The sequence below is a fragment of the Spirochaetota bacterium genome, assembly GCA_026414805.1.
GTDB lineage: Bacteria > Spirochaetota > UBA4802 > UBA4802 > UB4802 > UBA4802.
On record JAOAIH010000046.1, the window covers coordinates 1 to 24,742 of the forward strand.

24 protein-coding genes and 1 other RNA gene are annotated in these 24,742 nt (G+C 36.3%); 8 read left to right on the forward strand and 17 right to left on the reverse strand.

Features of this window, described 5'->3' with window-relative positions; translation table 11 throughout:
- Positions 1 to 51: 51 nt before the first annotated feature.
- From csm3 to cas6, 4 genes are read right to left on the reverse strand one after another with little or no spacing between them, the layout of a single operon-like run.
- The gene (gene csm3 / locus N3F66_10030) at positions 52 to 732 is read right to left on the reverse strand and encodes a type III-A CRISPR-associated RAMP protein Csm3 (protein ID MCX8124488.1); all 681 of its coding nucleotides are present in this window, start codon (positions 730 to 732) and stop codon (positions 52 to 54) included.
- Positions 729 to 1,124, reverse strand: coding sequence for a type III-A CRISPR-associated protein Csm2 (csm2, locus tag N3F66_10035; protein MCX8124489.1), 396 nt, complete (start codon positions 1,122 to 1,124; stop codon positions 729 to 731). The genes csm3 and csm2 overlap by 4 nt, the downstream gene beginning before the upstream one ends.
- Positions 1,121 to 3,550: a type III-A CRISPR-associated protein Cas10/Csm1 gene (gene cas10 / locus N3F66_10040; protein ID MCX8124490.1), complete on the reverse strand. Its 2,430-nt coding sequence runs from the start codon at positions 3,548 to 3,550 to the stop codon at positions 1,121 to 1,123. The genes csm2 and cas10 overlap by 4 nt, the downstream gene beginning before the upstream one ends.
- 28 nt (positions 3,551 to 3,578) lie before the next feature.
- Positions 3,579 to 4,508: a CRISPR system precrRNA processing endoribonuclease RAMP protein Cas6 gene (gene cas6, locus N3F66_10045; protein ID MCX8124491.1), complete on the reverse strand. Its 930-nt coding sequence runs from the start codon at positions 4,506 to 4,508 to the stop codon at positions 3,579 to 3,581.
- Between the two features lie 234 nt (positions 4,509 to 4,742).
- Here cas6 and N3F66_10050 point away from each other — a divergent pair, with 234 nt between their 5' ends.
- The gene (locus N3F66_10050; protein ID MCX8124492.1) at positions 4,743 to 6,350 is read left to right on the forward strand and encodes a CHAT domain-containing protein; all 1,608 of its coding nucleotides are present in this window, start codon (positions 4,743 to 4,745) and stop codon (positions 6,348 to 6,350) included.
- Between the two features lie 12 nt (positions 6,351 to 6,362).
- Here N3F66_10050 and N3F66_10055 read toward each other — a convergent pair whose 3' ends face one another.
- From N3F66_10055 to N3F66_10090, 8 genes are all read right to left on the reverse strand, one after another.
- Positions 6,363 to 8,405 carry a DUF3800 domain-containing protein gene (locus N3F66_10055; GenBank protein ID MCX8124493.1) on the reverse strand — a complete coding sequence of 681 codons (2,043 nt, stop codon included), beginning with the start codon at positions 8,403 to 8,405 and terminating at the stop codon, positions 6,363 to 6,365.
- A gap of 6 nt (positions 8,406 to 8,411) precedes the next feature.
- Complete coding sequence (locus N3F66_10060; protein MCX8124494.1) at positions 8,412 to 8,963, reverse strand: hypothetical protein; 552 nt, start codon at positions 8,961 to 8,963, stop codon at positions 8,412 to 8,414.
- Positions 8,960 to 9,556 carry a sigma-70 family RNA polymerase sigma factor gene (locus N3F66_10065; GenBank protein ID MCX8124495.1) on the reverse strand — a complete coding sequence of 199 codons (597 nt, stop codon included), beginning with the start codon at positions 9,554 to 9,556 and terminating at the stop codon, positions 8,960 to 8,962. The genes N3F66_10060 and N3F66_10065 overlap by 4 nt, the downstream gene beginning before the upstream one ends.
- Before the next feature lie 233 nt (positions 9,557 to 9,789).
- Positions 9,790 to 11,844, reverse strand: a complete 2,055-nt coding sequence (locus N3F66_10070) for an HD domain-containing protein (GenBank protein ID MCX8124496.1) — start codon at positions 11,842 to 11,844, stop codon at positions 9,790 to 9,792.
- Positions 11,845 to 11,919: 75 nt separating this feature from the next.
- Positions 11,920 to 13,326 carry a cyclic nucleotide-binding domain-containing protein gene (locus N3F66_10075; GenBank protein ID MCX8124497.1) on the reverse strand — a complete coding sequence of 469 codons (1,407 nt, stop codon included), beginning with the start codon at positions 13,324 to 13,326 and terminating at the stop codon, positions 11,920 to 11,922.
- A gap of 7 nt (positions 13,327 to 13,333) precedes the next feature.
- Positions 13,334 to 13,882 (reverse strand): DJ-1/PfpI family protein, encoded by a 549-nt coding sequence (locus N3F66_10080; GenBank protein MCX8124498.1) that lies wholly within the window; start codon positions 13,880 to 13,882, stop codon positions 13,334 to 13,336.
- Positions 13,883 to 14,080: 198 nt separating this feature from the next.
- Positions 14,081 to 14,611, reverse strand: a complete 531-nt coding sequence (pth, locus tag N3F66_10085; protein ID MCX8124499.1) for an aminoacyl-tRNA hydrolase — start codon at positions 14,609 to 14,611, stop codon at positions 14,081 to 14,083.
- Positions 14,608 to 14,946 carry an STAS domain-containing protein gene (locus N3F66_10090; GenBank protein ID MCX8124500.1) on the reverse strand — a complete coding sequence of 113 codons (339 nt, stop codon included), beginning with the start codon at positions 14,944 to 14,946 and terminating at the stop codon, positions 14,608 to 14,610. The genes pth and N3F66_10090 overlap by 4 nt, the downstream gene beginning before the upstream one ends.
- Positions 14,947 to 15,350: 404 nt before the next feature.
- On the opposite strand from N3F66_10090, the gene N3F66_10095 reads away from it, so the two are divergent.
- From N3F66_10095 to N3F66_10120, 6 genes are read left to right on the forward strand one after another with little or no spacing between them, the layout of a single operon-like run.
- Positions 15,351 to 16,304, forward strand: coding sequence for a zinc-binding dehydrogenase (locus tag N3F66_10095; GenBank protein MCX8124501.1), 954 nt, complete (start codon positions 15,351 to 15,353; stop codon positions 16,302 to 16,304).
- A 32-nt stretch (positions 16,305 to 16,336) separates the two neighbouring features.
- Entirely contained in the window at positions 16,337 to 16,798 is a 462-nt protein-coding gene (locus N3F66_10100) for a hypothetical protein (GenBank protein MCX8124502.1), read from the forward strand.
- Positions 16,799 to 16,804: 6 nt separating this feature from the next.
- Complete coding sequence (locus N3F66_10105; GenBank protein ID MCX8124503.1) at positions 16,805 to 18,043, forward strand: glycosyltransferase family 4 protein; 1,239 nt, start codon at positions 16,805 to 16,807, stop codon at positions 18,041 to 18,043.
- On the forward strand, positions 18,040 to 19,278 hold the full coding sequence (locus N3F66_10110) for a glycosyltransferase family 4 protein (protein MCX8124504.1): 1,239 nt from the start codon (positions 18,040 to 18,042) through the stop codon (positions 19,276 to 19,278). Before N3F66_10105 ends, N3F66_10110 begins: the two co-directional genes overlap by 4 nt.
- Positions 19,259 to 19,969: a class I SAM-dependent methyltransferase gene (locus tag N3F66_10115; protein ID MCX8124505.1), complete on the forward strand. Its 711-nt coding sequence runs from the start codon at positions 19,259 to 19,261 to the stop codon at positions 19,967 to 19,969. Before N3F66_10110 ends, N3F66_10115 begins: the two co-directional genes overlap by 20 nt.
- Before the next feature lie 50 nt (positions 19,970 to 20,019).
- Complete coding sequence (locus tag N3F66_10120) at positions 20,020 to 20,979, forward strand: acetylserotonin O-methyltransferase (GenBank protein ID MCX8124506.1); 960 nt, start codon at positions 20,020 to 20,022, stop codon at positions 20,977 to 20,979.
- Here N3F66_10120 and rnpB read toward each other — a convergent pair.
- The 3 genes from rnpB to N3F66_10135 all read right to left on the reverse strand — a co-directional run bounded on the left by rnpB (position 20,976) and on the right by N3F66_10135 (position 22,148).
- An RNA gene (gene rnpB / locus N3F66_10125) (RNase P RNA component class A) lies at positions 20,976 to 21,345 on the reverse strand. The genes N3F66_10120 and rnpB overlap by 4 nt on opposite strands.
- Positions 21,345 to 21,938 carry a 16S rRNA (guanine(966)-N(2))-methyltransferase RsmD gene (gene rsmD / locus N3F66_10130; protein ID MCX8124507.1) on the reverse strand — a complete coding sequence of 198 codons (594 nt, stop codon included), beginning with the start codon at positions 21,936 to 21,938 and terminating at the stop codon, positions 21,345 to 21,347. Before rsmD ends, rnpB begins: the two co-directional genes overlap by 1 nt.
- A gap of 3 nt (positions 21,939 to 21,941) precedes the next feature.
- Complete coding sequence (locus N3F66_10135) at positions 21,942 to 22,148, reverse strand: DUF1858 domain-containing protein (GenBank protein MCX8124508.1); 207 nt, start codon at positions 22,146 to 22,148, stop codon at positions 21,942 to 21,944.
- A gap of 712 nt (positions 22,149 to 22,860) precedes the next feature.
- On the opposite strand from N3F66_10135, the gene rpmB reads away from it, so the two are divergent.
- Positions 22,861 to 23,049 carry a 50S ribosomal protein L28 gene (rpmB, locus tag N3F66_10140; protein ID MCX8124509.1) on the forward strand — a complete coding sequence of 63 codons (189 nt, stop codon included), beginning with the start codon at positions 22,861 to 22,863 and terminating at the stop codon, positions 23,047 to 23,049.
- Between the two features lie 3 nt (positions 23,050 to 23,052).
- On the opposite strand, the gene N3F66_10145 is transcribed toward rpmB, so the two are convergent.
- The gene (locus N3F66_10145) at positions 23,053 to 23,640 is read right to left on the reverse strand and encodes a hypothetical protein (protein MCX8124510.1); all 588 of its coding nucleotides are present in this window, start codon (positions 23,638 to 23,640) and stop codon (positions 23,053 to 23,055) included.
- Positions 23,637 to 24,566 carry a signal peptide peptidase SppA gene (gene sppA, locus N3F66_10150; GenBank protein MCX8124511.1) on the reverse strand — a complete coding sequence of 310 codons (930 nt, stop codon included), beginning with the start codon at positions 24,564 to 24,566 and terminating at the stop codon, positions 23,637 to 23,639. Before sppA ends, N3F66_10145 begins: the two co-directional genes overlap by 4 nt.
- Positions 24,567 to 24,742: the final 176 nt, after the last annotated feature.

Below are 24,742 nucleotides of genomic sequence, written 5' to 3' on the forward strand. Positions count from 1 at the left end.
GATGTGTATAAGAGACAGCCTCTTTGCTGCACATACGACACCTTTTGTGTATTAGTTTTCTTGAGGTATTTCCTCCCATCTGGTAAAATATTGTCGAAAGGAGGTTTTATAATTGTCTAATTTTAAATTTTCAAAACGCACCTTGCCATAACCTCTACTCACACTTCCCCCTAATGCATCCTTCTGTAATCTAATTAGGCCTTCTTTTAATAATTTTTGTGATATGCCGTTATCACCTTCAAATTCACGAATTGCTACTTCAAAATCAAATTTCAACCCTGGTATTACACGTTCAGTTGTACGTGGGCTTTCAGCATGGCCACCCAATCTATTAATCATATTTTCAGTCTTTTCTTCTGTAGGCAATATATTCTTTTCGTGCAATTCTTTCTTAGACTCCTCAGAAAGGAATGCATCACGGAATAATACCCTGGTAATACCAGATTTGTTAGATGCAGCTGTAGTTCCAAATACTTTACAAACATCACAATCACCGCATCCACATGGCCTTTCTTTATTGCTTGATTTTATTCCATATTTTAACTCTAATAATGACCGAATTTTACCTTTTAATGATGAGCCAGGTATATAAGGATAGCCTGTACGTGGATCTTTTATTACTGGATTATCAATCTCGCCAATTCCAACTCCTTTTGTACTTGCTCCAATATGAAGACCTGTTTCAATAACAATCTTGCCAGTTAGTAGTTTTGTATCTAATAACTTACTCATTTTTTACCTCCTTCATTTGGTCTTTCTTTATAATATGTGAAATAGCATATTATTGCTTGAAAATGCAGTAAGAAGTTTTTCAAATCTTCAAAAGTCTCAATTTTATTAATCTGCGCATCCATATGCTCCTTGAATTCCTGGGGTACTAACCTTCTCCCACCAACATTTCTGCCAACACCGTATGCAATTTTTGCTTTCATAAACTTTACAAATGGTAAAATTTTTGTTTTAAACTCCTCCGCATTCCTTGCAATCTCATATGCCCTTTTTTCCTGAAGTTTTAATTCATCGTAATACTTACGTATCTGTGATGATTCTAACCCCCTATCTTTAAATAACTTTGCCTTTTCTTCTGCTTGATTGGTCAAATATTCTGGTGTTATTTGTATCATACTTTTTGTACCTCCTTATTATTTTCCTGTTTATTCTTACGCAATAAGTAGATAGCAGTGGCAAGTACTGCTTCCACCCATGCTGTTTTTTTTACCACTTTGCCTTCAAAAAAATGCTCAAGCCAGGTAACTTCATCAGCATTTATAATCTTTCCTTTATCTTTTTTTACAATGTTTCGTGCTATATCATATTTAAAATGAGGTAAGTATAAATATTTGTCAAATGTGGTGGATTGAGCCATCCGTGTGTATCGTAATAATCTATATAGAAATGATTGGGTAATAGTTGAGCTTTCATCAAGCAGTTTATGTTCAAACCACTTTACCGCATCTTCAATATCAAAAAATTCACCATATGCCATTGTATCAAAATAGTGTATTTTATCTTTCTTTTCATCTTTACTCTTTGTCTTTTCTAATGCTTCGTCAGCAAGTTCTGCTGCTTTACTCATTGGGAAATTGTCATGGCATACAAATACACCAGTTGAAAAATGTATATCAGGATTATTGCACGTAAATAACTTGAATTGTGTGTATATTTCCTTTATTAGGGGTATGGTATCTCTAAATGGAGCTACTAAAAATAGATCATCACCCCCAGAAAATACTGTATACACATTTGGGAACTTATTATGTAAAATTGAATTTACAATCGTATTAAAATAATAATTCAACATGCGTGATAGTGTTACATATCGTTCAACAGACAAATCATCTATTCCATAGGAAAAGATGAAACCTAAATTATCTACATCGCATTTAATGAACGATAATAATGGTACACCACGTCTGCTGTCAGTTTCATCCTCTTTGTATTTCACAATTGAACTTTGTGCAATTTCCTCAAAGGTTTTTATTTCATGGTTAACTGTGGGTACATAATTGTTAAATTCCCATACAGCGCAGGTATCTACTTTATGTGGATCAAGCGTATATAGCGCTATTGCATCCTGATATGGTAATACATCATTTGCAAATTGAATGCTGATTGCTTTGTTAAAAAAATCAGCATCTCCACTTTTAGTATTAAAAACTATGTACAATGGCTGCCTAACAATTTTTGCTCCTAATTCAAACATGGTATTACAAAAATTGCATCTTCCACCTTCATTATCACTATAACGCTTTTCTTTTGTATATTTTCCGCATGAGGGACATACTTCATCTTCTGAATAATTAACATCTATTATGCACTCACCTCGTTGTAAAATTGAGTTAAACTTTTTATATTTTTCAACTGAAAGGTTGTAATTAATATCACCAATAAATCTTGCAAATATTTCCTTATTCCCCAAATCACTCATTGAAGCGCAAATTGAACTATCAGTAACTATCGCAAAATCTCCATGGTATTCTTTAAACAGCCAGCTATCAACTTGTTCTTTCAACTCTTGTATTGCTGTGTGCACATAGTTAGTGTTTGGTAACAACATGTAAAATTTTCCGCTGGATGACATCAACTGTGTAAAAGGAACCATTCCTAATTTTTTATACAATAAATATTGATACGCTAGCCCTATTGATGAAACAAAGAATGAGCGGCCACGTATAATTTTTGCACTGCCCTTAAACACCTGGTGATGTCGCTGAAATATGAATTGTTGTATTCCTGATATATCACCAGCAAAGAGTAAAAATACTTTTTCATCTTCTGATGGCATTTTGTTGCCATTGGCGTGAGAATATAATGACAATGATAATGCAATAGCTGCTGTAGTAATGGCATGGTCAAATAATGAGCTATCGCCCATTATATCATTTGTAGCAGCTGATATGCACCAGCTATATTTTTTTAGAATATGTGCTGCTGATTGCAATAGATGATGTAAAGTTGAATCCTTACCCCATTGTAAGCAAACTTTCCTAAAATCTTGTAAAAAACTATCCCATAATATTTTGTAGGTATCCTGGAGTAGACTGTCCTCTTTATCAAATGATACTGGAAAAGCATTCTGAGTATCAAGTATAGAAAGATTATAAGCAAATATTTTATCTTTTTTTGGTTCATTAAATGTATATATATGTGGAAAGATGGAGCGTAAATGCTTTTTCAAGTAATCGTTGCTTGTAAAATGATCATCTTGCCGTATGCGAGTTTGGCTTGATGCGATAATATCTGCTTTGTGTATAAATTCTTCTTCAATAGTAGAAGGGTTATGATGTTTTGCTGCTATATCACGAATCACATTCCAATCAAGTGCCTTAGGCAGTTGAAAATTTTTAGTATCACTTTCAAAAAAGTCAAATGTCCACAACGCATGCTTGTACCCATAGCCTCCTTCAGTTGAAGGCAATATAAACCCATCCATTGCTTGCGGGAATTGTGAATGAGGCTTACTTCCATAGGCACGTTGTTTAAACTTTCCTATATCGTGAAATAGCGCACCAAAAGCAATATGATATTGTTGTTTTAATAATTCATCCATTGACTACTACTCCACTTTTTTATAGTTATCAATTTTTTGTTACCTGTAGCAACCCACATCCAAATGACGTATGTTTGCCTATATGGATAATCTCACCAATTTTTAAAATTGAGTATAATTTTGTTACATCGCCTTTGACTGTCATACTACCTGTAAACCCCTGTATTTTCATTACTCTATTCTGGCGTTTTGACCGTCGATCGGTAGCATACCATTGTGTATTAACATCAACTACCTCTATACTGTCATAATTGATTCCGTCCTCATTATATAAGACAAAATTATCTGCATAAATATTGGAAATAATTTTGTATTTTCGTAAAATATTTTTTACCAGCACTTCTACTGTGGGTCTTTGAATAATCATACCATTGTGTTTTATTTCACATGGAGTTATAAATTGTATATTGAGAGAATCAACTTTTGTATTAGGAATGAACAATCCTTCAATTTCTTTACTTTTATACCCTTCTTTTTCAGTATACAATATTTCATCACTATTATAATTCTGTATACCTGTTATTATATACTTACCCCCTTTTTTGCCAATGCCCTTTTGACCCAATGATTTGAGAGCTTTAATAAAAAAATGAAAATATTTAATGGCTTCACCAAAAATTGATAGATACACAATAAATGATTCACCAGGCTGCACTATCCCCGGCCATTGTAAAACAGGTGCCAACACAAATGGATGTGGAAAATTTGTTGCTTCTTTCATTATACCAGCATTTCCCAAATTATGCGACTCAAATATTGATGCATAGGGACAATATTGAATAAACTGGCATTCCTTGCAGGTTTGGAGCCCTTTTTCAAGACAGGTTTGCTGTTTCAACATCCAGCCAAACCCTCCCCTGAGGGCAATCCCTGGAAAGTTATAAAACTCAATTGGCGAACATGCCTGTATATGTATCTTAAATTTGTATAATGGCAATGTAGCTTGTAGTAGTGACATCAAACACCTTATTCATTTACAAAACGATTGATTTATATCATAATATATAACCATAAGTCAAGTACTTTTCATTAACTATGGTTTTAACAATTATTATTTTAATATGCATAATAATATAAATTTGTTTAATATTACCCTCAATTATTTAGTTTTGTTTTATTTGACAGAAAGAATCAGGAATTTATTGGAAAATTTTTTAATTTTTTTAATTAGCCTTTTTACTTGACAGGGGTCATGCACTCCCTTTTTATACAAATCATGGAACAACTGCAACAGCTCATTGCACAATGGAATTCATTACCAAAAGAAACTCGCAATGCATTTTATAAAGATTCTATATTGCCAATTGTAAGTACCCTTCTTTATCAGCAATACCAGCATTATCTGCAATCTAACAATTATAAGCCATATTCAACCCTTATCACAACCCTTTCACATGATATTAATATTTTGTTACTTATGCTGTATAGCATAAAACCAAAACATTGCGTAGTGTTTTTTACAAGTGATAAGATCAAGCTAAAAACAAAACTTATAAAGCTTACACAATCACTTGATATTGACATCTGCTTGCAGCAGCTTGATAGTATTGATCATGCAGCCAATAGTGCTTTAATAAATGATACAATAAAACGTTATAAAAAAAGTTACCCTCCCGTTTTATGCGACATCACTGGTGGCAAAAAGATACTATCAACCCAAATAGGCATCATTGCACATTCACTAAAAGTAGATATTGCATATATTGATTCAAAAAAAAGTTTTTTACAGTGGGGAATCCCAGAACCTGGCAGCGAAATGTTGTATATACAGAAACCTGATAATATTTTCAGCTTGCTGGAAATATATCCAGCTAATAAATTGCGTATTAGATACAACCCAGTAGCATCCTCAATTGAATATGAAGCCGACGTTGATGGTCATTTGTATAATCTTGGCATAAAGAAAATAAAACCAGATGATATTGAAAAACTTACTGACTATGTAAACCGCTTTTATATCGTTATGAATGCTTCTATTTTACATAATTCGTATTCTTATGCTGAATTACAACACTATGCAAAAGCTTTTAAAACACTTCTGTTTTCAAAAGAGCTTAATCGTTTTATACAAAAGCATATTAACCTCACTCATTTAGTCATAGACAATGAGTTAAGTGCACTCCCTTGGGAAATTATCTTAGCACACTGTGGTGTAACCATTCCACTAATACGAATCCCTAACCGTGATAGTAATTTTTTAGAAATCACTACAAACAATTTGCAAAAAGCTATTGCATTTGTTGTTGGATCGGGAGATAACCTTCCTGACTTTGAAAAAACAGTTCAAAAGATTACAATGTTTTTAACAAAAAATAAAAGATTTTCATTATTAACCTGTAATGCCAAAAGTTCCTTTGAGCTTAATAAGTTTTTTGCTGAACACAGCTCACAGCCATTTACACTTGTTGTGTTCTATGGCCATGCTATGTTTGATGCCTGTAATGAAAAAACAGGACTTGTATGCCAGGACGGCAGCATATTTTCAATTGATGATTGTGAAGTGCTAAGCAATGCTCCGCCCGAATGTATTGTGATTAATGCCTGTCAGTCGGCCAGGTGTAGTTTGTTTACCTCCAATTCATTTGCATGTGCTGCGATATCAGCAGGAGTTGAAACATATATTGGCTCACATTTTTTTTTAGAATATGAACGCAGTGTGTGCTTTTTACAATCTTTTCTTGATGCAATTGCCAGCAATTATCCGTACTTGTATGCTTATAAAAAAAGCCTTGCTGCATTAGCACAACAATTTGGCACAAACGATATTAGCGTATATAATTACGTATACTATGGCTATTAGCCCAGTGATATTTCAAAATGGTATCATATACCAAAGGCTATTCCACTTTTCTGCCGGAGTAGTAGTATATCTTTCCCTTATATATAATAAATAACTATGAAGAGGTGTTTGGCTACTAATGTTTAAAACTTTATCTAGTGTAGCGTTAAAATCTTTTTGCAAACTTTCAATTTCATTAGTATCACAAAGCGATACTGCCCAAATGTAATCCGCCTTTATTGCCAATTGTATCATCATTATTGTCATGTTATAGTCTTTTTTACATAATTTCAATGCCGTTTTATAAAATTCATTTGCTTGTTTCACTGAATTATTTGAATTAAATAACCTCCATATAACCATTAAATAATGATATATTGAATGCAAAGGATATGCTCGTGATTCAAATATTTTATCAACATTTGATGTATACTTACCAAAAACAGAGGTAACTATCTCATAATAGGTTTTAACTTTTTCTATATTATTGTTCATCAAATCTACATAGTAAATACGTAAAAAATGAAGAAGAGGGAATTTCAAAGATTTGCTCACAATATATTCCAGCAATTGCTTATCGCTTTCATACTCAATACCACATCCTTTAGCCAAATATTGTTTGGCTTCATTATAGTTTTTTGCGTATGTTTCAATTTGTGCCCTATATTGATATTGTCGCCGCACATCTTCGGATTGCACAAAACTTTTAATAACCTCATCAGAAATCTTACGCACATCATCCCAGCTACCACCTTTCACCAGTGTGTGGTACATTTTTGCTTGCAGCTTTGTTCCAGCAATCTCGCCTAATATGCGTGGCTGCACAGCTACATTGTCATCTGATTCATTTAAAAAAGCACATGCATCGCTTACTTTTTTCTCAAGCAGCTTCATTTCATTAAAGCATTGTTCAAACGCGAATAAATTAGTAAGATGCACACCATACAATACGCGTATGCGTAAACGATAGTTTAAAGAATCCAAATCAAAAGGAGTTGAGTTGATAAATCCTTGTGCTTGATTGTATTTTTGTTCAAACTTTTGCACATCACCTTTATGATTATACAATGTGAGCAGGAGCATGTAACAGTATGTGTATGCCCAGTGTATATCTTCTTTTTGCTTCCCATAGCAAGGGAGTTTTGCTTCCAACAGTGGTAGAAATTCTTCTATAATAAAAAGAATATCCTTTTCAATTTGTTGTAAAATTCTTTTTTCATTGATAGCATAATAGTACCCTGCAAACAAAGACAATAATGTACTATTAAGATAAAATATATTTATTGTACACAGTTGTTCAGCAACCTGTGGTATTAGATCTCTTACTGATTTATCTACCCGGTGGTAATTAAGCAAATCCTTTAAGGCAAGTTCAAAAAGTTCATTTTTCAAAAAATCTTTAATTTTTACATCTGTGGGTTGTGAATACAAATATATTTTATATGGCTCAATCCATTTCTCAAATTTTCTTCTGACATTTTTATCAAATTCATCCCTGGTAGAATAAGAATCAACATCTAATCTATAAAATGTGTGAACAATTGCATCAGCTAATTGTAAAAAACAATCCTCCTTATTACCTATATCACATTCAAATTCAATATCTCGATTATATAATGATGATAAACTAATAGCTTTTTCAATAGACTCTTTCAACCTGTTATCATACTCTTTGCTATTTAAACCACTTCTATGTTCAATTTTTATTTCTAATTTATTAATATTTTGGAAAATATTTGAATAATTCTTAATAAAACTAATTACTCCATCACATAATACATTCAGATACGTTTTAGTATCGTTGATAACATGAAATCTATGTGTGGGAATAAAAATTACGGGAATAATTTCCTTTTTGTTACAAAAATCTATCAATTCATTAATTATTTTAGATAAAGTTGGACTTGGTATTTCTTTACCATGAAAAACTTTTATTCCTAAATTAAATTTACTGAAAAAGTTTTTAAGTTCCGTAGGATTTAAATTATTATTCTTAATAAAAAAACCACCAATAATACTACGATTACGCTTTGACTTTTTGAATTGACCGCTTTCATCAAGATATAAACTTGCCATAGATCATTATACTGTTATATTTATTTTAATAATCTTTTTAAAATCAAAAAGCAGTACTATTATCCCTGGCTCAATTGAAGAAAAATGTGCAAAATTATTAGTAACGGTTGCAATATCAAAACGGCTCCCTGTGAGCAAATGTATTTTTATACCATGTAGCGGGCAAAATATTGAAACATCAATTGCTTTTCCATTGTATATAATCTTAACACGTATAACTTCATTATTATAAGGGTACTCAATTTCTACAACCGGGGGATTTTCGCCATTTAATACATATACGTGAGGTTGCACTACATAATGTGAATGGACATAGGGTATGAGCATATCATCCTTACATTGTATATCCAAAACCAATGTATCATCTTCAACGTGCACATCACTTTCCATTACTAAAAAATAATCCTGGTAAAGCTGTCGACAACCTTTGCATTGGGTTAAATGATGAAATACCTCCTGGATCATATTTTCATCTGTAATTGTACCATCTGCAACACCCAATACTATATCCTGCATATCACCTGAGCAATCATTTGAATGTACATGTAATCGTGTCATGACAGCAACTCCTCTTCCACCTCAGGATATTTTTTCTTAATGGCCGTTATTATCTGTTTTTTTATTTTTTCGATACGCTCACACACAGTTGGTTGGGACAGCTTTACCATTCTGGCCACTTGTGTTTGAGTTTTGTTACATAAAAAGTACCATTGAAAAATTAATTTATCTCTATCATCAAATGTGCTTATTGTCTGGTCAATAATACTTAAAATATCGTTGAGCACCAGCGGATTGGTAAAATCAATACTTACATAAGAATAATGATCAAAGAATTTTGAATAATTGTCTTCATTATCATCATCTTGTGGATCATTCAACCCAATCTGACTGGCATTAATAATCTTGTGTTTTTTTTCTATATAATTTGTAATCTCGTTGTATATAATTCTGTACAAATAAGTCTCAAGTTTACTGATCCCTTTATAATTTGCAAAACCTTTATCTAAGAGTTTTTCACATATATCCTGGAAAATTTCGTTAATATCTTCCTCGGCGAGTGGAATATTATTTACTATTTTGATTTTAATTATAGTACGTCGTATAAAATCTAAATATTGGGTAAGTAGCTGTTGGGGGGTTTTACTGTTCATTATATTTATTTCCAATTTATGCAATAATTTATGCAATAATTGAGAACAAAGTGATTTCTTTTTCCGTTGATTCACACCATGTGTCAACAAAAAAATATAGTGTTCAAAATATATCCATGCTTTCATATCCAAATAGCCAACTATAAAAAGATAAAACCATGCCATTTTATTAATTAGACTCTTTAGCTAATCAATTTATTGCAAAAATTTTAATTGATTAAATATATTTATTTTTAATGCACAGTGGATTTAGTGCGATAGGCATCGCGGTCAAACTGCTCATATATCTTCTTTTTAATAAACAGGTCAACCAAGTCTTTGTCTAACTTATTTTTTTCTGCTTCTTCTTGTATGATGTGTAATGCCTGCTCAAATGTTATTGCTGGCTTATACGGTCTATCTGTGGCAATCAATGCATCAAATATATCAGCCAGCGCCATAATGCGAGCCTGTAATGGAATCTCTTCTCCTTTCAGTCCATTAGGATATCCAGAACCATCAAGTTTTTCATGATGTTTTGCTGCAATTTCAGGTATGCGTGCAAATTCCGGAGGCCATGGTATTTTACTTACAAAATTATATGTGTGTATTACATGACTTTCAATCTCACGGCGCTCATCATCATTCAAGCTGCCGCGTTTAATGGTTAAATTTTTTATATAGTAATCATTAAATATTTGCATTGGATTATTTTCCACATCATAGCATTCAAGAGACTGTAACATCGTATATACATTTTGAACTTCTTTTTCAACATCCATTTCCTTCACCATAGGATTGTTGAGCTCTATGACCTTTTGGCGCACCGTAAGTATTTTATGTAAAACCTCATCTCGTTCTTTTTCTATTTCCTGAACATGTTCAAGCCGCGTATTGAACACTTCATTTTTCTTCATTTCATTATAAATTACCATGGCATATTTTAACTGCTGGTATCGGTACAGATACTCAAGCTTAAGTAAAATATTCTCCAGATCTTTTGGATATAATTTATGCGATTTCAAAAATATTGCAGTATCAATATACACTTTGCCAAAATCATGCAACAGAGCTGCGTACTCAAGCTCTTTCAATTCTGTATCAGTAAATGTTATATTTGCAAATGGCCCGGTGGTTTCTTCATTTATTGCCTGTGCCATTTTAAGGCACACATCAGCAACCCTAAATGAATGACCTGATGTTGCAACATCACGAGATTCAATAGCCGTAACCGAAGCTCTCACAAACTCTTCAAACTGCTTTTGAATCTGATGTATCATGCGGTTATTTTCTATGGCGATAGCAGCCTGCGATGCCACTGCTTCCATTAAACTTTCGTACCGCTTTTGAAATGGTACCACCTTAGTATTGAAATCTTCGGGAGTTTCCAATTTTATTGAGTACGCCTCATTACCATTATAAGTATTTTCTATATCTTCCTTGCTGTTGATAAGCTGTATAACACCTATTGTTTTGTTGATATGGTTTATCATGGGTACTACAAGCATGGATTTTGAGCGATAGTTATGCGCCTTATCAAATGACGAATTAAACGCAACTGGATCATTAGGGCCAAGTTCATACACATCGGGGATATTGAGCACCTGCTGGGTTACTGCAACATAGCCAGCAATTGAATTTTTATCCATTGGGATAGTAAACTCCTCATACGGCAAGTCTTTTGAAAATGTATGCGAGTGTTTAAACCGCAATACTTTGGCACCATTAATTTCTTCAACCAGATATATGCTGCCTGCATCAGCACCAGTGATGGTTTTACTCAAATGCAAAATAAGTTTTAACAGTCTGTCGGGATTTTTTTCAATGGATAAAGCCTTTCCTATATTGATTAACGCATCAAAATCCCTCTGGGTGTCTTCAAGTTGATGAACATACTGGCGACTTAAGTTTTGAAATTCAAAATCCTGTTTTGCAAGAAATTTTGCCTTTTGTAAAATAAAATTAAATTCACTTTCGGTAATGCTATCAGCATATACAGCAATAGTATTTTGCACCATTTCTTCACTGCTAGCATTCCCAACACAGATATAATTTACATACTGATGATTGCATGATGTATCAATACCATTAACGATTGATGTAATTTCATCATAGGAATCAGATGGTATTATGCATAGTACAGCTTTACAACTACCTGAATTGGCAATAAGCGAATGTAGTATCCCTGGCAGTTCATTATAGGGATGATATATATAATGGATGTCAGCGCCAACCTGCTTAGGGATAGCAACTTTATCCTTTAAAGCGTTATCTATAATAACGCAGCATATTACATTGAACGATTCCAAAAACATCCCCTCTGCGATAATGGCATCTACCTAACATAGTGTAAAGAATAAATAAAAAGTCAATGTAAAAAATATTTAAATTTCTATCTCCTGGGATATTGTTCGCAACTGTTCTTTAGGCTGTGATGTGGAAGGTTCAGCTTGCTTTTGGCTATATTGCAGGAAGGTATCAGTTTCATCTGTTGTTGCTGTTGTTGTCACTAATTCTTCAACCCCTGGCTGGGTGGCTTCTTTTTGCTCTTCAGCTTCAGCAATTTCTTTTTTGCCGGATTCTTTCTTTTCTTCTTCCTCACCTTCTATTATTGCCATATGGTCACGCGATTTAAAATACTTGGCTTTTGCAGTAAGCTGACTTGGCTTTTCAACAATTGTTTCGCCAACATTAAACTGCAAATTGGGGTCGGATAATAGCAGGTTAGTTGTTTTTTCCATACGGGAGGCAACATACCCAAGCATTTTAAAAAGCTCATCAATACCAAAGTTCAATTTAACCGGGTCGTTGCTTTTAAGCGAAACGCCTTTTTCAACAAGCTTATTTTCAAGCAGAGCATAAATTCGTGTGATTGGCTTGTCGTACAATTGTGACTCAAGCTGAATATAGGTAAACCATATTCGGTGCGATAGCTCTTTAAATATGAGCTGGGTGATGGCAGGCATCTGCTCCATAACCGCAACAAGCGATTCCTTCTTTATAGGAAGCAGCACGGTTTTGCCCCAGCTTATTGCAGCAGCATTCCGCGGCTTGTCCGATATTAATGCCATTTCGCCAAACACATCGCCATCTTTCAATACCGACAGAATAATTTCGCTTTCACTGGACAATTTTATTATCTTTACTTTTCCCTCTTTGATGATGTACATTTCATTTCCAGGTTCATCCTCGCAGAAGATCATTTGCTGATCAGCGTACACTTTATAGGGTGCCTGAATTACCGGAGCTATCGCCCCCTTAACTTTGTCCTTTATACTATCACGCATTGTGGTAACTACACTTGCAAAAAGCCCTTGCGGGTATAACTCAAGATAGCGATTACAACAGTAAAATGCGTAATTGTTGCTCCCGTTATTATAAAAATACCGTATGTGATTATACAGCGCCTCTTCGGGTGTTTCAAGCTCAACACCTTTATCCTTCAACGCTATCATCATCTCATTATACGCGCGGAGTTCATTTGAAAAATAATTTAACACCTTGATGGCTATCTGCGGCTTCTTTGATAAAAGATTCATGAACTCCTGTTTGGTGAGCGTTGTAATCACGCTATCGGTACGCGCGATAGCAGATTCCATACGTGGCTTATTACACAGGGAGGCAATGACGCCAAAAAATTCCCCATCCTTGAGTACGTTTTTATATATTGGGGCATTTTTATTATAGCGGTCCAACTGCACCACACCTTTATCAACAATGTAGACGGTATCAGCGTCTTCATCGCCCTCTATATAAATGTACGCTCCTTTTTTAAAAAGGCTTTTCTTCATAATTACATTACATCCAGTACACCTGCATTGTATTTTTTAATGTGTTCTGAACTTCTTTGCCAGCAAACAATCCAACAAGAGTAAGTGCAAACGGTATTGCACATCCTGGCCCTTTTGCTGTTATGATGCTGCCGTCAACAACAACTGGTTCATTGAGTATGGTTGCACCGGCAAGCTCATGCTCAAAGCCGGGAAAACATGTTGCTTTTTTACCATATAAGATTTGGCTTGCACCAAGCACAATGGGTGCAGCACAAATTGCTGCAACATATCCGCCCTTTGAAAATATGTGTTTAATGAACCTATGAACATTATCGTTGTTTTTTAAATTTTCACTGCCTGGCATGCCACCCGGCAACACTATACAATTATAATCGACAGGATTGCATTTATGCAATAGTGTATCTGCCTTAAGCGCAATGCCATGTGAACCGGTAACTAGCGTATCAGTTAGACCTGCAGACTGCACATCAAGATTTGCCCGGCGTAACACATCAATGATTGTTACTGCTTCTATTTCTTCAAATCCCGGCGCCAACGGCACGATGATTTTCATAATTATCCTCCTACAAAAATATATTTTTTATGCCCGTCATTTAGGACCTGATCCTGAATCTTGTTTTCACACACTGTCATTCCATACTTAATTTGGAAACTCACTTTGCTCATTATACAATACATACATTTACTCAATTAACAATACTATTAATGTACCATATACCGAAAATAAGTCAATTAAATGAACTGTGGCCCATTATTTGCTTTTGAGCCACTCAACTAAGATGGTATGTATTTTATCAGTGATTTGGTGTAAATGATTTTTTTCTTCATAAGAAAAATCAGAAAGGACATAATCTGCAACAGGGGTATTATCATTAGGCCTGCCTACACCAATGCGTATGCGGTAAAAGTCGGGCGTGCCTAGATGCTGTTGGATGGAACGAATACCATTGTGCCCCTTATGGCCTCCTCCAAACTTTAATTTGACATGACCAAACTGAAGTTCTATTTCATCATGCAGCACAATGAGATTATCAGGGGTTTCTTTATAAAATGATAGCACCTTCTGCACCGCAATTCCGCTGTTATTCATATATGTTTGTGGCAACACAAACAGGCAATCGTGCCCTTCAATTGTACCACTGCCTGTTATAGCCTCATGCTCTTTTTTGTTGATATCAATAGTATATATTTTTGCAATAGCAAGACCAGCAATCATGCCAGCATTATGGCGGTTACCGGCATATTTTTTTCCGGGATTTCCTAAACAGGCTATTATTTTCATCGTGAGGAAATGTACAAGCGAGCTTCTTCAACAGAATTTTTTATATCAAGATGCTTATCCAGTTCGGTTAATTTAAATAATTTGATTATATCTTCACTGCATCCAGTGATTACCATCTTTAATTTCATACCTTCAGCTTTTTTATGGGAAGCTATCAACAAGCTTAACCCTGCACTGCATATAAATGATAATTCACTGAAATCAATAATTATATTATTCTTTTTCTCAAATGCACTATATATTTCATGCTCAAGCTGTTTAATATGTTCTGTAATGAGTGAACCTTCAACCTTTATCAGCGCAAGTCCATCAATATTTTTTTTTGTAATCTTCATTATGCCTCAACCCCTTGAATTTACTACATTATATGCAATGCAATAATATAGGCATTCATCCCATTTTTTACAGATAGTTGTCAAGTAAAAGTTTATGCTGACATATATTTTATAATGTAATTATTGCTATAAACTAAGATTTAGTATAAACCTTTTATTAAAAAAATCAAAGTTTATTTGGACGTTATACTTTTAATAAAAAAATACATTCAATCTACAAAGTGTAAATAATTGCATTTGCTCAATTTTATAATTACATAGTATCATAGTATTATTACATTAACTTTGCATATACATAATAAAATGTCAAATAAATAAGTTGACAATAACCCTACTGTATAACACTGTGTAGTTTGTAATTATTTGTATATATTAATTTACTCTATTTACAGGAAATTTTGACCATGCGCGCTGCACGAATTGTTGCCCCACGTAGGTTTTCTGTTGATAATGACCCAATCCCTGATTGCCCTGATGCACACGTCAGGGTTAAACTTTTGAAAGCTGCGATTTGTGGTTCCGATTTTCCTTACTTTTCAAAGGATTATCCTAAAGAATCGTATCCTCTTCCTCCCGGTTATCCGGGGCATGAATGTTTAGGTGTTATTGAAGCATCAAGAGTAAAGCATATAAAAGAAGGTACACTTGTAATGTATTATCCTCCATTCCTGGATGGCTATAAAGAGTATCATGTAACGCCACCATCACGTGTTCAGGAAATACCAACTACGTTACCGCTGAATGAACTATTAATGACACAACTGCTTGGTGCTGTTTCGCACTGTGCATTCAGGTTAGATAAACCATACAACAAACATGTTGTTGTAATGGGCCAGGGACCTGTTGGATTGTTCTTCGCTGCTTTAATGAAAAATTTTGGTGCCCGCAGCATCATTGCTGTTGATATACTAGATTACCGTTTGAATGCATCACTTCGTATGGGAGCCACTCATATCATTAATCCAGAAAAAGTGGATTTGATTGAAACAATAAAAGAAATCACCGGTGGTTCACTTGCTGATATTGTTATTGACGCATACGGGCAGAATGTTGCAGTTATTAATAAATGTTTTGAGATAGCAAAGCATAATGGTCAGGTTGCCTTTTTTGGGATTTGTCTTGAAGAATCGCCACGGCTTAATTTTAATACGTTTTTCAGAAAAGAGCTTCGTATGATAGCTTCGGTTGGGCCTGACCTATCAATGGATTATCCGTACGCACTGGAGATGATTGTAAAAGGAGCTATCGACGTAACACCGCTTTTGACTCATGATATACCTTTTGAAGACATTCAAAAGGGTTTTGAAATGGCAATCAACAGAGCTGACAATGCAATAAAGATTGTGCTGAGCTTTTAAATGTTATACTGTAAACAAAAGAGGTTTATGCTATGCCACGAGCAAAAATATATGGATATATTGCAGTTATAGTTGCAACACTGCTTGGAGCTGCATTTGTGTATTATGCATTTATACATTTTGACATGTATTCCTCATTGCACTTTTCTTCCATAGATACTGGTGCATACTGGGCTGTGGTAACGCCAATTGCTATCGTTACCCTTTTTGTGTTAGCTACAGGTTTTTGGGTTGGATATACAATTTTAACGATAAAGGTGGCTCCTCCTATGCCAGAAATAGTTGAAAAAAAGGATAATTCAAAATTCAAGGCGTTTTTGCTTTGCCTGGTTACTGCTGCGCTTGCAGCGTTGTTTGTATATGGTGTAGTGAATCACTACTACCTTGCTATTGCTATTCCAGCTGCATGCATAACACTTGTTATACTGGGCATGGTATTCTGGGTTGGCATTGCAATAATAACAACACGTTCAACTCTGAAGAAAGACAAATAGCCTTATATGCGTGCACTATTCTTGTGTTACCGTGGGAACCCGTTCTGTGGGGGACAGGGTATTTATCTGTATCATCTAACACGGGAGCTGGCGCGATTAGGCGTTGAAATTGATGTCATAGTAGGCCCCCCATATCCTGACCCACTTGACGAATGGGCTACCGTCTATAAGCTTGAAAACCTTAATATGTGGGCAATAAAAACAAAACACTTCCCCTATGAAAAGCTTATTAAGCTGTATAAGCCATGGCATTTTACGGATTATGTGCTGACCCGCTTCCATATTTTTCCTGAAATGGAAACATTCAGCATGAAGGCTTTTTTTCTTTTGCGAAAGCTCCTTAAAGAAAAACACTATGACATTATCCATGATGTACAGTGTTTAGGCTGGGGCCTTTTGCCAATGAAAGGCTATGGTATACCGATAGTAACTACAGTACATCATCCATTGACCAAAGACCGTGAAGCTGATTTCCTTGTTGATAATACCATGTGGGAGATGGTGTGTACTATACTCTTTTACCCATTAACCATGCAGCGAATTGTTATTAACAGGCTTGATAGAGTAATCACTTCTTCACAGGAAGGAGTAAAAGCGCTGCATGAAGCATTTAATCTTTCGCCAAAAAAAGTTTCAGTAGTGTATAATGGCATGGATGTGGAAGTATTTCGCAATACTGGCCAACCACGCAAAGAAAACACCATCCTTTTTGTTGGCAACACCGAAGACCACAAAAAGGGACTGCGTTATCTTTTTGATGCTATGACAATGCTACCTGAAAATGTTACACTCATCATTGTTGACGATGGACCACCAAAACGGCTCACTGCGTGGGGATGGATACAGGAACGCGGGCTTGAAAAAAGAGTGACATTTACCGGCAAGGTTGACCTTAGCACATTGGTGCATTTGTACAGTACCTCTACAATCCTGGTCATGGCGTCACTCTACGAGGGCTTTGGCCTTCCTGCAGCAGAAGCTATGGCGTGTAACACTCCAGTTGTTGTAACAAGTGCTGGGTCGCTTCCTGAAGTAGTTGGTGATTGTGGAATAATTGTTCCACCAAAAGATCCTGTTGCATTAAAGGAAGGCATACTAAAGCTTTTGAATAATAAATCATTACGTGAGGAATTAGGCAAAAAAGGAAGAAAGCGTGTTGAAGAAAATTTTGCATGGCCAGTGGCAGCAAAAAATACGCTTGCAGTGTACCATGATGTCATTGAGCAGTACAGGAGTAAATTATGAAAATATGTTTATTAAGTTACCGAGGAAATCCCTATTGCGGCGGGCAGGGAATTTATTTAATGTACGTTGCAAGAGAGCTGGCAAAGTTAGGTCACGAAGTACATGCTATTGTTGGCCCACCTTACCCTTTCCCCATTGAAGGGGTTACCTATCACTATATCAGCAATCATAATTATTTTAATGTAAAAGACTTTGTAAAACCCCACAAGCCATTTGCTACCTTACAGCCTTTGAATTTCTATGAATTTGTAGCATCAAAATTTGGCATCTTCCCCGAGATTGAATCTTTTTCAATACGTGCGTACTGCAAACTGCGCGAGCTATTACAAACGCATTCATTTGATATTATACACGACAATCAATGCTTAGGATATGGTTTTTTATTAATAAAACAATTTGGCATTCCTTTTGTATCAACTATCCATCATCCACTAACAATTGACCGCTCCACATGGTTTGAATACCCTTCAAGCTTTTTCCTTAAAACCAAACGCATACTGTATTATCCACTTGTGATGCAGAAATACGTAGCAAACAAAATGGACCTTATCATTACCGTATCACATGATTCGGCCAAAGAAATTTACAATGCCTTTGGCGTTCCTCTTGAAAAGCAGCGAGTAGTGTACAATGGTATGGATAGCTCTATCTTTTATCCCATAAAAACACAGAAAAGACCAAACAGCTTAATATTTGTGGGCAATGTAGAAGACCGTAAAAAAGGCGTTATCTATATGCTGAAAGCTTTGACCCTTACAAAACATAAAGTCCACTTAACCATTGTGGACGGTGGGGCACCAAACCGCAACTATGTGCCAAAATGGATTGATAAATTTGACCTCAATGATCGCATAACGTTTACAGGCAAAATACCACTGGACAAACTTGTGAAGCTGTATGCAGAAACACAAATTGCTCTGTGCCCTTCATTATATGAAGGGTTTGGCTTCCCTGCAGCTGAAGCCATGGCATGCGAGCTTCCCGTGATTGCCGCAACTGGTGGAGCACTCCCGGAAGTTGTTGGCCAGCACATGAAAACCGGTATACTGGTACCACCCCGCGATCCATACGCACTTGCCCAAGCTATAGATTATCTCATTGACCATCCCGAAGTGCGACTTCGAATCGGCAAAGCAGCCCGACAGCGTGTGCTCAAAACATTCACATGGGAAAACGCAGCCAAAGAGATGGTCAAGGTATATCAGGAGGCAATTGATGCTTACCGTGGACTTTGATCTTCTGGCCGTTAAGCATGGCACTATTGCACTTGATGCTGGCTGTGGAATGGGGCGACATTCCTTTGAATTTGCTGCACGTGGTGCAAAGGTCTTTTCCATGGACATGGACATGGACTGTGTGCGCCGCACACGCTTTACGCTTGTACATATGCGCGACAGTGGCCAGTCAAAACCTGGTGCCCGCTTCCAGGTGCTTGTTGGCGATGCCCTCAACCTTCCTTTCAGAAATAACACCTTTGACCGCATTATCTGTGCCGAGGTTATGGAGCACGTGAACGACGACAATCAGGCGTGCAAAGAGCTTGTGCGAGTACTCAAACCTGGCGGGCTTATTGCCATAACTGTCCCCACCTACATTTCCGAGCTACTCTATGACACATTAACCTATGAATATTTCACTTCGCCAGGGGGGCATATTCGCAAATACGTACCTCGTTCACTTGCACGCATTATGGAACAAAATGGCCTCAAAATTTATGCTATTGACTTTCGCCATTCATTTCATACCATATACTGGCTCATCCGCTGTGTGGTTGGTCTTCATCTTGAAAACCAGTTTTTTACAAAGCGCTATCGCAATTTCTTAACGCGCACACTCTTCTCACCGTTTATGCAAAAGGTTGAGCGCTTTTTTGACAACTTTTTCCCAAAAAGCATCATATTGTACGCACAAAAACCATTACAATAATATGGGCGATAGCTCATAGTAATAATCCACACTTGAAAGAGGAAAGGAATATGGCTCTGACCCCAACACCTGTACGAACATTGCAACATTATTTAGAAGAAGCTATCTTTGTGGGACAGGCTCACCGGCTTGGCGTGTTTAAAGAGCTCCACAAAAAGCCTGATACATCACAGGGACTTGCGCAACGAATGCACTTTGACCTGCGAGCCACCTGGATACTATTAGAAGCACTTGTTGAATTAGGGTATCTTGAAAAAAACAATGGTACTTACGCCCCAACAGAATATTGCATTAGCCACCTTGTTGATGAAAACGGCAATGAATACGAAGGTGATTTTTTGCAGTTTTTACTGTATTTGATAAATCCCTGGAAAACACTATCGCATGTACTGCGTACCGGAACACCTGATGAATCAAGCTTCAAGGAATTATCCATGCGCGACTTTATCAAAGGTATGGATTCACCCTGGAAAAAAAGATTAGCTCCCGAAATTGTTGACTTATGCATTGCCCAATGCTCTGACCCCAGGACCTGTATTGACATTGGTGGTGCACCAGGTACTATTGCTAAAGAATTTGCAAAACGCGGCATTACAACAATCGTTTTTGACTTACCTCAATCTCTTGAAATAACTCAGGCAGAATTAAAAACCATACCAAATATAGAAATTATAGCAGGAGATGCAACAGTAGCTTTGCCTAACACCAGGGTCGATATAGCTTTTTTAGGAAATTTGTGCCACGGTCAATCACCAGAAGATAATCAGAAAATAATTAATATGTGCTTTGATATTCTGAATAGTAATGGCATCATAGTTATTTTTGATAACCTGCGGGATGAAAGTTATCTTGGAGCTACTCTTGCCTTGCATATGCTTACACAGAGTAAAAAAGGAAATATCTATTCACGCGAAGAATATTTTTTGTGGCTTGACAAAGCTGGATTTAAATCACCACGTGTGTACCAGCTTTCGGACAGAGCATGGCAGCTGGTAATTGCAAAAAAGTAAAGAGGGGTCCATAAGCCGGATTCTGTTTTTGCAGCCATCAATCTTGCATGCATGTTACCATGCATGTCCATGCGGCCTACCCGCAACCTCAAGCGGGCCACTTTAATAACGGTTGCCTATTTGGCCTTGCACCGGATGGGGTTTGCACTGCCACCTGCATTGCTGCAGATGCGGTGAGCTCTTACCTCGCCTTTTCACCCTTACCTCATAAAGAGGCGGTATGTTTTCTGTTGCACTTTCCGTCGCCTTGCGGCGCCCGGGTGTTACCCGGCATCCTGCCCTACGGTGTCCGGACTTTCCTCACCACAAGGGTAGCAATACAAACATTGTATTTTACCTTGTGGCGCATGCTGCTTGTACCCCTCTTATGTTACAGACACTTTGTATATGCTCAATGAATTTGTGCCATATTTTCGTGTATCTTTTTTTATTAACCTGCCAATATTTTGTGGCATTATATTGGTATGATAATGTTGTACAAGAACGACTGAATCCTCATGTACAATTGTACTTTCCGAAATTGCTTTCAATATAGCCTTGTACACCTCTGGAATATCTACAATCTTTTCAAATGGCGGATCGCAATAAACTACATCAAACACCACACCACGTTCACTGCACATCTTTATGCAGCGAGCAGCATCACTGTTGTAGTGCAATGATCTTCCCGACAATTCCCACCGTTGAATAATCTCTTTCACAAACTGGTAGCGGGTTCTATCGCTATCATTAAACACCACCAGATGAGAACCTCGGCTCAATGCTTCAATCCCCATCTGACCTGTTCCTGAGAATAAATCCAAAAATTTTTTACCTGTTAAATCTTCACCCAGAATTGAGAATACTGCCTTCTTTAAACGCTGGCTGGTAGCTTCTGCACCTTTAAGCTTTTTTTCAAACGGAATTATCCGCCCTTTGAAGCTACCTCCAATAACACGCATTGTATGCTGCGATGCCATAAATTAATTCTTATCCTCTTTGATTGCATCATTGAGTTCTTTGACAAACTGATGCACATCAAGACCATAATTAATAGCAACCATGCGTATAGTATCCTCATCAGCCCCTTTGCACCCAATACAATTGAGGTTATATTTTTTGAATACTTTGGCCACCTGCACATGATGTGTAATCACGTCTTTTAGCTTCATATCTTCAGTAATTTTCATACCTGTTGCACCCCTTCAATATAGTATTATATTGCCGTCCTTGCGGGCTTGACCCATAATCTTTTTTGCCCACTGTCATTCTGAACTTAATTTATGAATCTATGTGCACCTTTATATCCTAATTACATTCTAAATCAAAATCATGTACACATACATGTTTGCACATTTATTACCATTAGTTTTAAAAAACTAATGGTCAGTACGTCAATAATCGCTCGCTACAGAATAAATATATATACTTTTACCTAAACCTACAACATAAAATTTTACTACAAGTTAATACAGCATCCCTTTTGCCGCAAGAGCATCTATTCATCAATCAATTGAGGTATCTTAAAATTATACTACTTTTGCAATGCTTTCACCGTTGATTGTGCCATTAGGGCAAAATTTCACCAAAATGAGCAATGAATACCTAAAAGTTTGCAAAATGCATTCAACTAATGATTGGGCAACAATTCCACTAAATATTGAAATATTTTAATAAAATTGTTGCAATTTTTATTTATGATAAAAATTATTGTCTATCATTTTTTATGATATTTATACAATAAGGGCAAATTGCTTACACTGCGTTTGTGTTTTAAAAGCTCGGGGATAAAAATTTGACAATTCATTATATTCAGCTATAGTTATAAGTAACTATCGTATAACATACACAATTTAGATTCTTTGCTATTATAGTAATCATAACCAGGACAGGAGATGTACAATGGCTAAATGTGAAGTATGCGGAAAGGCTGTGTTATTTGGTCATAATGTAAGCCATTCCAATAAAAAGACTGCAAAAGTGTGGCATCCTAATGTTCAGAAGATACGAGTAGTTGAAGGCAATAAAGTGGTACGCAAAAACGTTTGCACCCGATGCATCCGTTCAGGTGCTATACGAAAAGCAATCTAATATCTACGTTAAAAGACCAACTATTACCATAATACCAGCCACAAAAATTAATAAGCCTACTACACCTGTAAGTATTGCAGGTGCAAGCAGGTATCCTATTGCCCTTATAGGTTCTATTGAATACCGCTGCGAAATGCATCGCATTGCTATTATAATTGACCACACTAATAATGCAAGTGACCCCAGACTATAAAAAAAGACCGGTGCAAAATATAACGATTGAAAGATCAAAACGATTGGCACAATAAACAAGCGTGGTACCTGAGAAAGCGCCAACACATTAATAATAAAAACACCTGATGCCTGATGCCCTGCAACCTGCAGCGTTATTGTAAGCAATCCACTATACACTACAATACAAACTACAGTGATAAGTAAAAGAGCCACAAAACCATACGTTAGTTTATAGTAAAAAAAATTAGACTGAACTACAAGAAGCCCTTGAGCAACAATATCCATAAAAACCGCGACCGCCACAACTATTGCACTTATTATAAAATGCTTTTTCTCTTCAACAGAAATAATTTGTGAAAGCTTTTCAGGGTCAACAAGCGCGTTATAAAAATAATCAATAAACTGTACAATATTCATGGCATGTAACTGTATTCTACTAAGTTATACTGTGTTGGTATGTACTGTTCAAGCTTTGGTTTTACAAATGAAGACATAGTTGCAAGAATTCTTTCAAATGGACTTGCTGTATCTTCATAAACTGCACTATCTTCAGGCAGTTTTGCAAGCTGCCGCGCTTTATTTAATGCATCTTCAAATGTGCCTAGTTCATCAACAAGTTTATATTCCACAGCTTGGCTGCCTGTAAACACTCTTCCATCAGCATACGGCATGATATCACTTACAGCCATATTACGACCTACTGCAACATCATGCACAAACTTCTGGTAGCTGGTATCAATGATCTGTTGAATCAGCTGCACTTCTTCAGGCGACAGCTCTTTGTATGAGGCAAGTATGTCCTTATATTTTCCGCTTTTAATAACATTCATCCGTATGCCCAATTTTTCAAAAAGTCCCCGTAAATTAGGAGCTATCGCAATAACTCCTATTGAACCAGTAATAGTGCCATAATTTGCAACAATGACATTACAGGCTGACGCTATGTAGTAACCACCGGATGCGGCTAAATCGCCCATGGATGCAACAATAGGTATATTTTTTTTCTTAAGCGATAGTAACTTATTATAGATCTCCTGTGTTGCAGCAACAGTGCCACCCGGGGAATTAATCCTCACCACTATTGCCTTGATACGGCTATCAGATGCAAGTTCATCAAGGCGCTTCACAACATAATCTGCATTTGCCTGCGAAAGCATATCACCGGTTGATTCAATGCGTCCATACACACGTACCACGCCAACACCTGGGCCTTCAGCAAGAGTTATGCGGACTCCTAAAGTTTCCTGTCTTTGCATGGTAATGCTTATTTGAATTACGGCTAGCACTACCGCAAAAACCAAAATCACTAGAATTGCAATGAGTATTCGTCTATTTTTGTCCATATCACCTTTCCTTCTTATAGGCTATGGTAGTATATACAGTCATTTTTATGCAACTTTTTTTTCCAGTTGTAAGGTCCTTTTTGAGGTATTATTTTAGGGTCAGAGCCTTAATAAATCACAAACTATCTTCGACTCTGCGTTCTCTGTGTGAGACTATATGATCTGTCTCTTATACA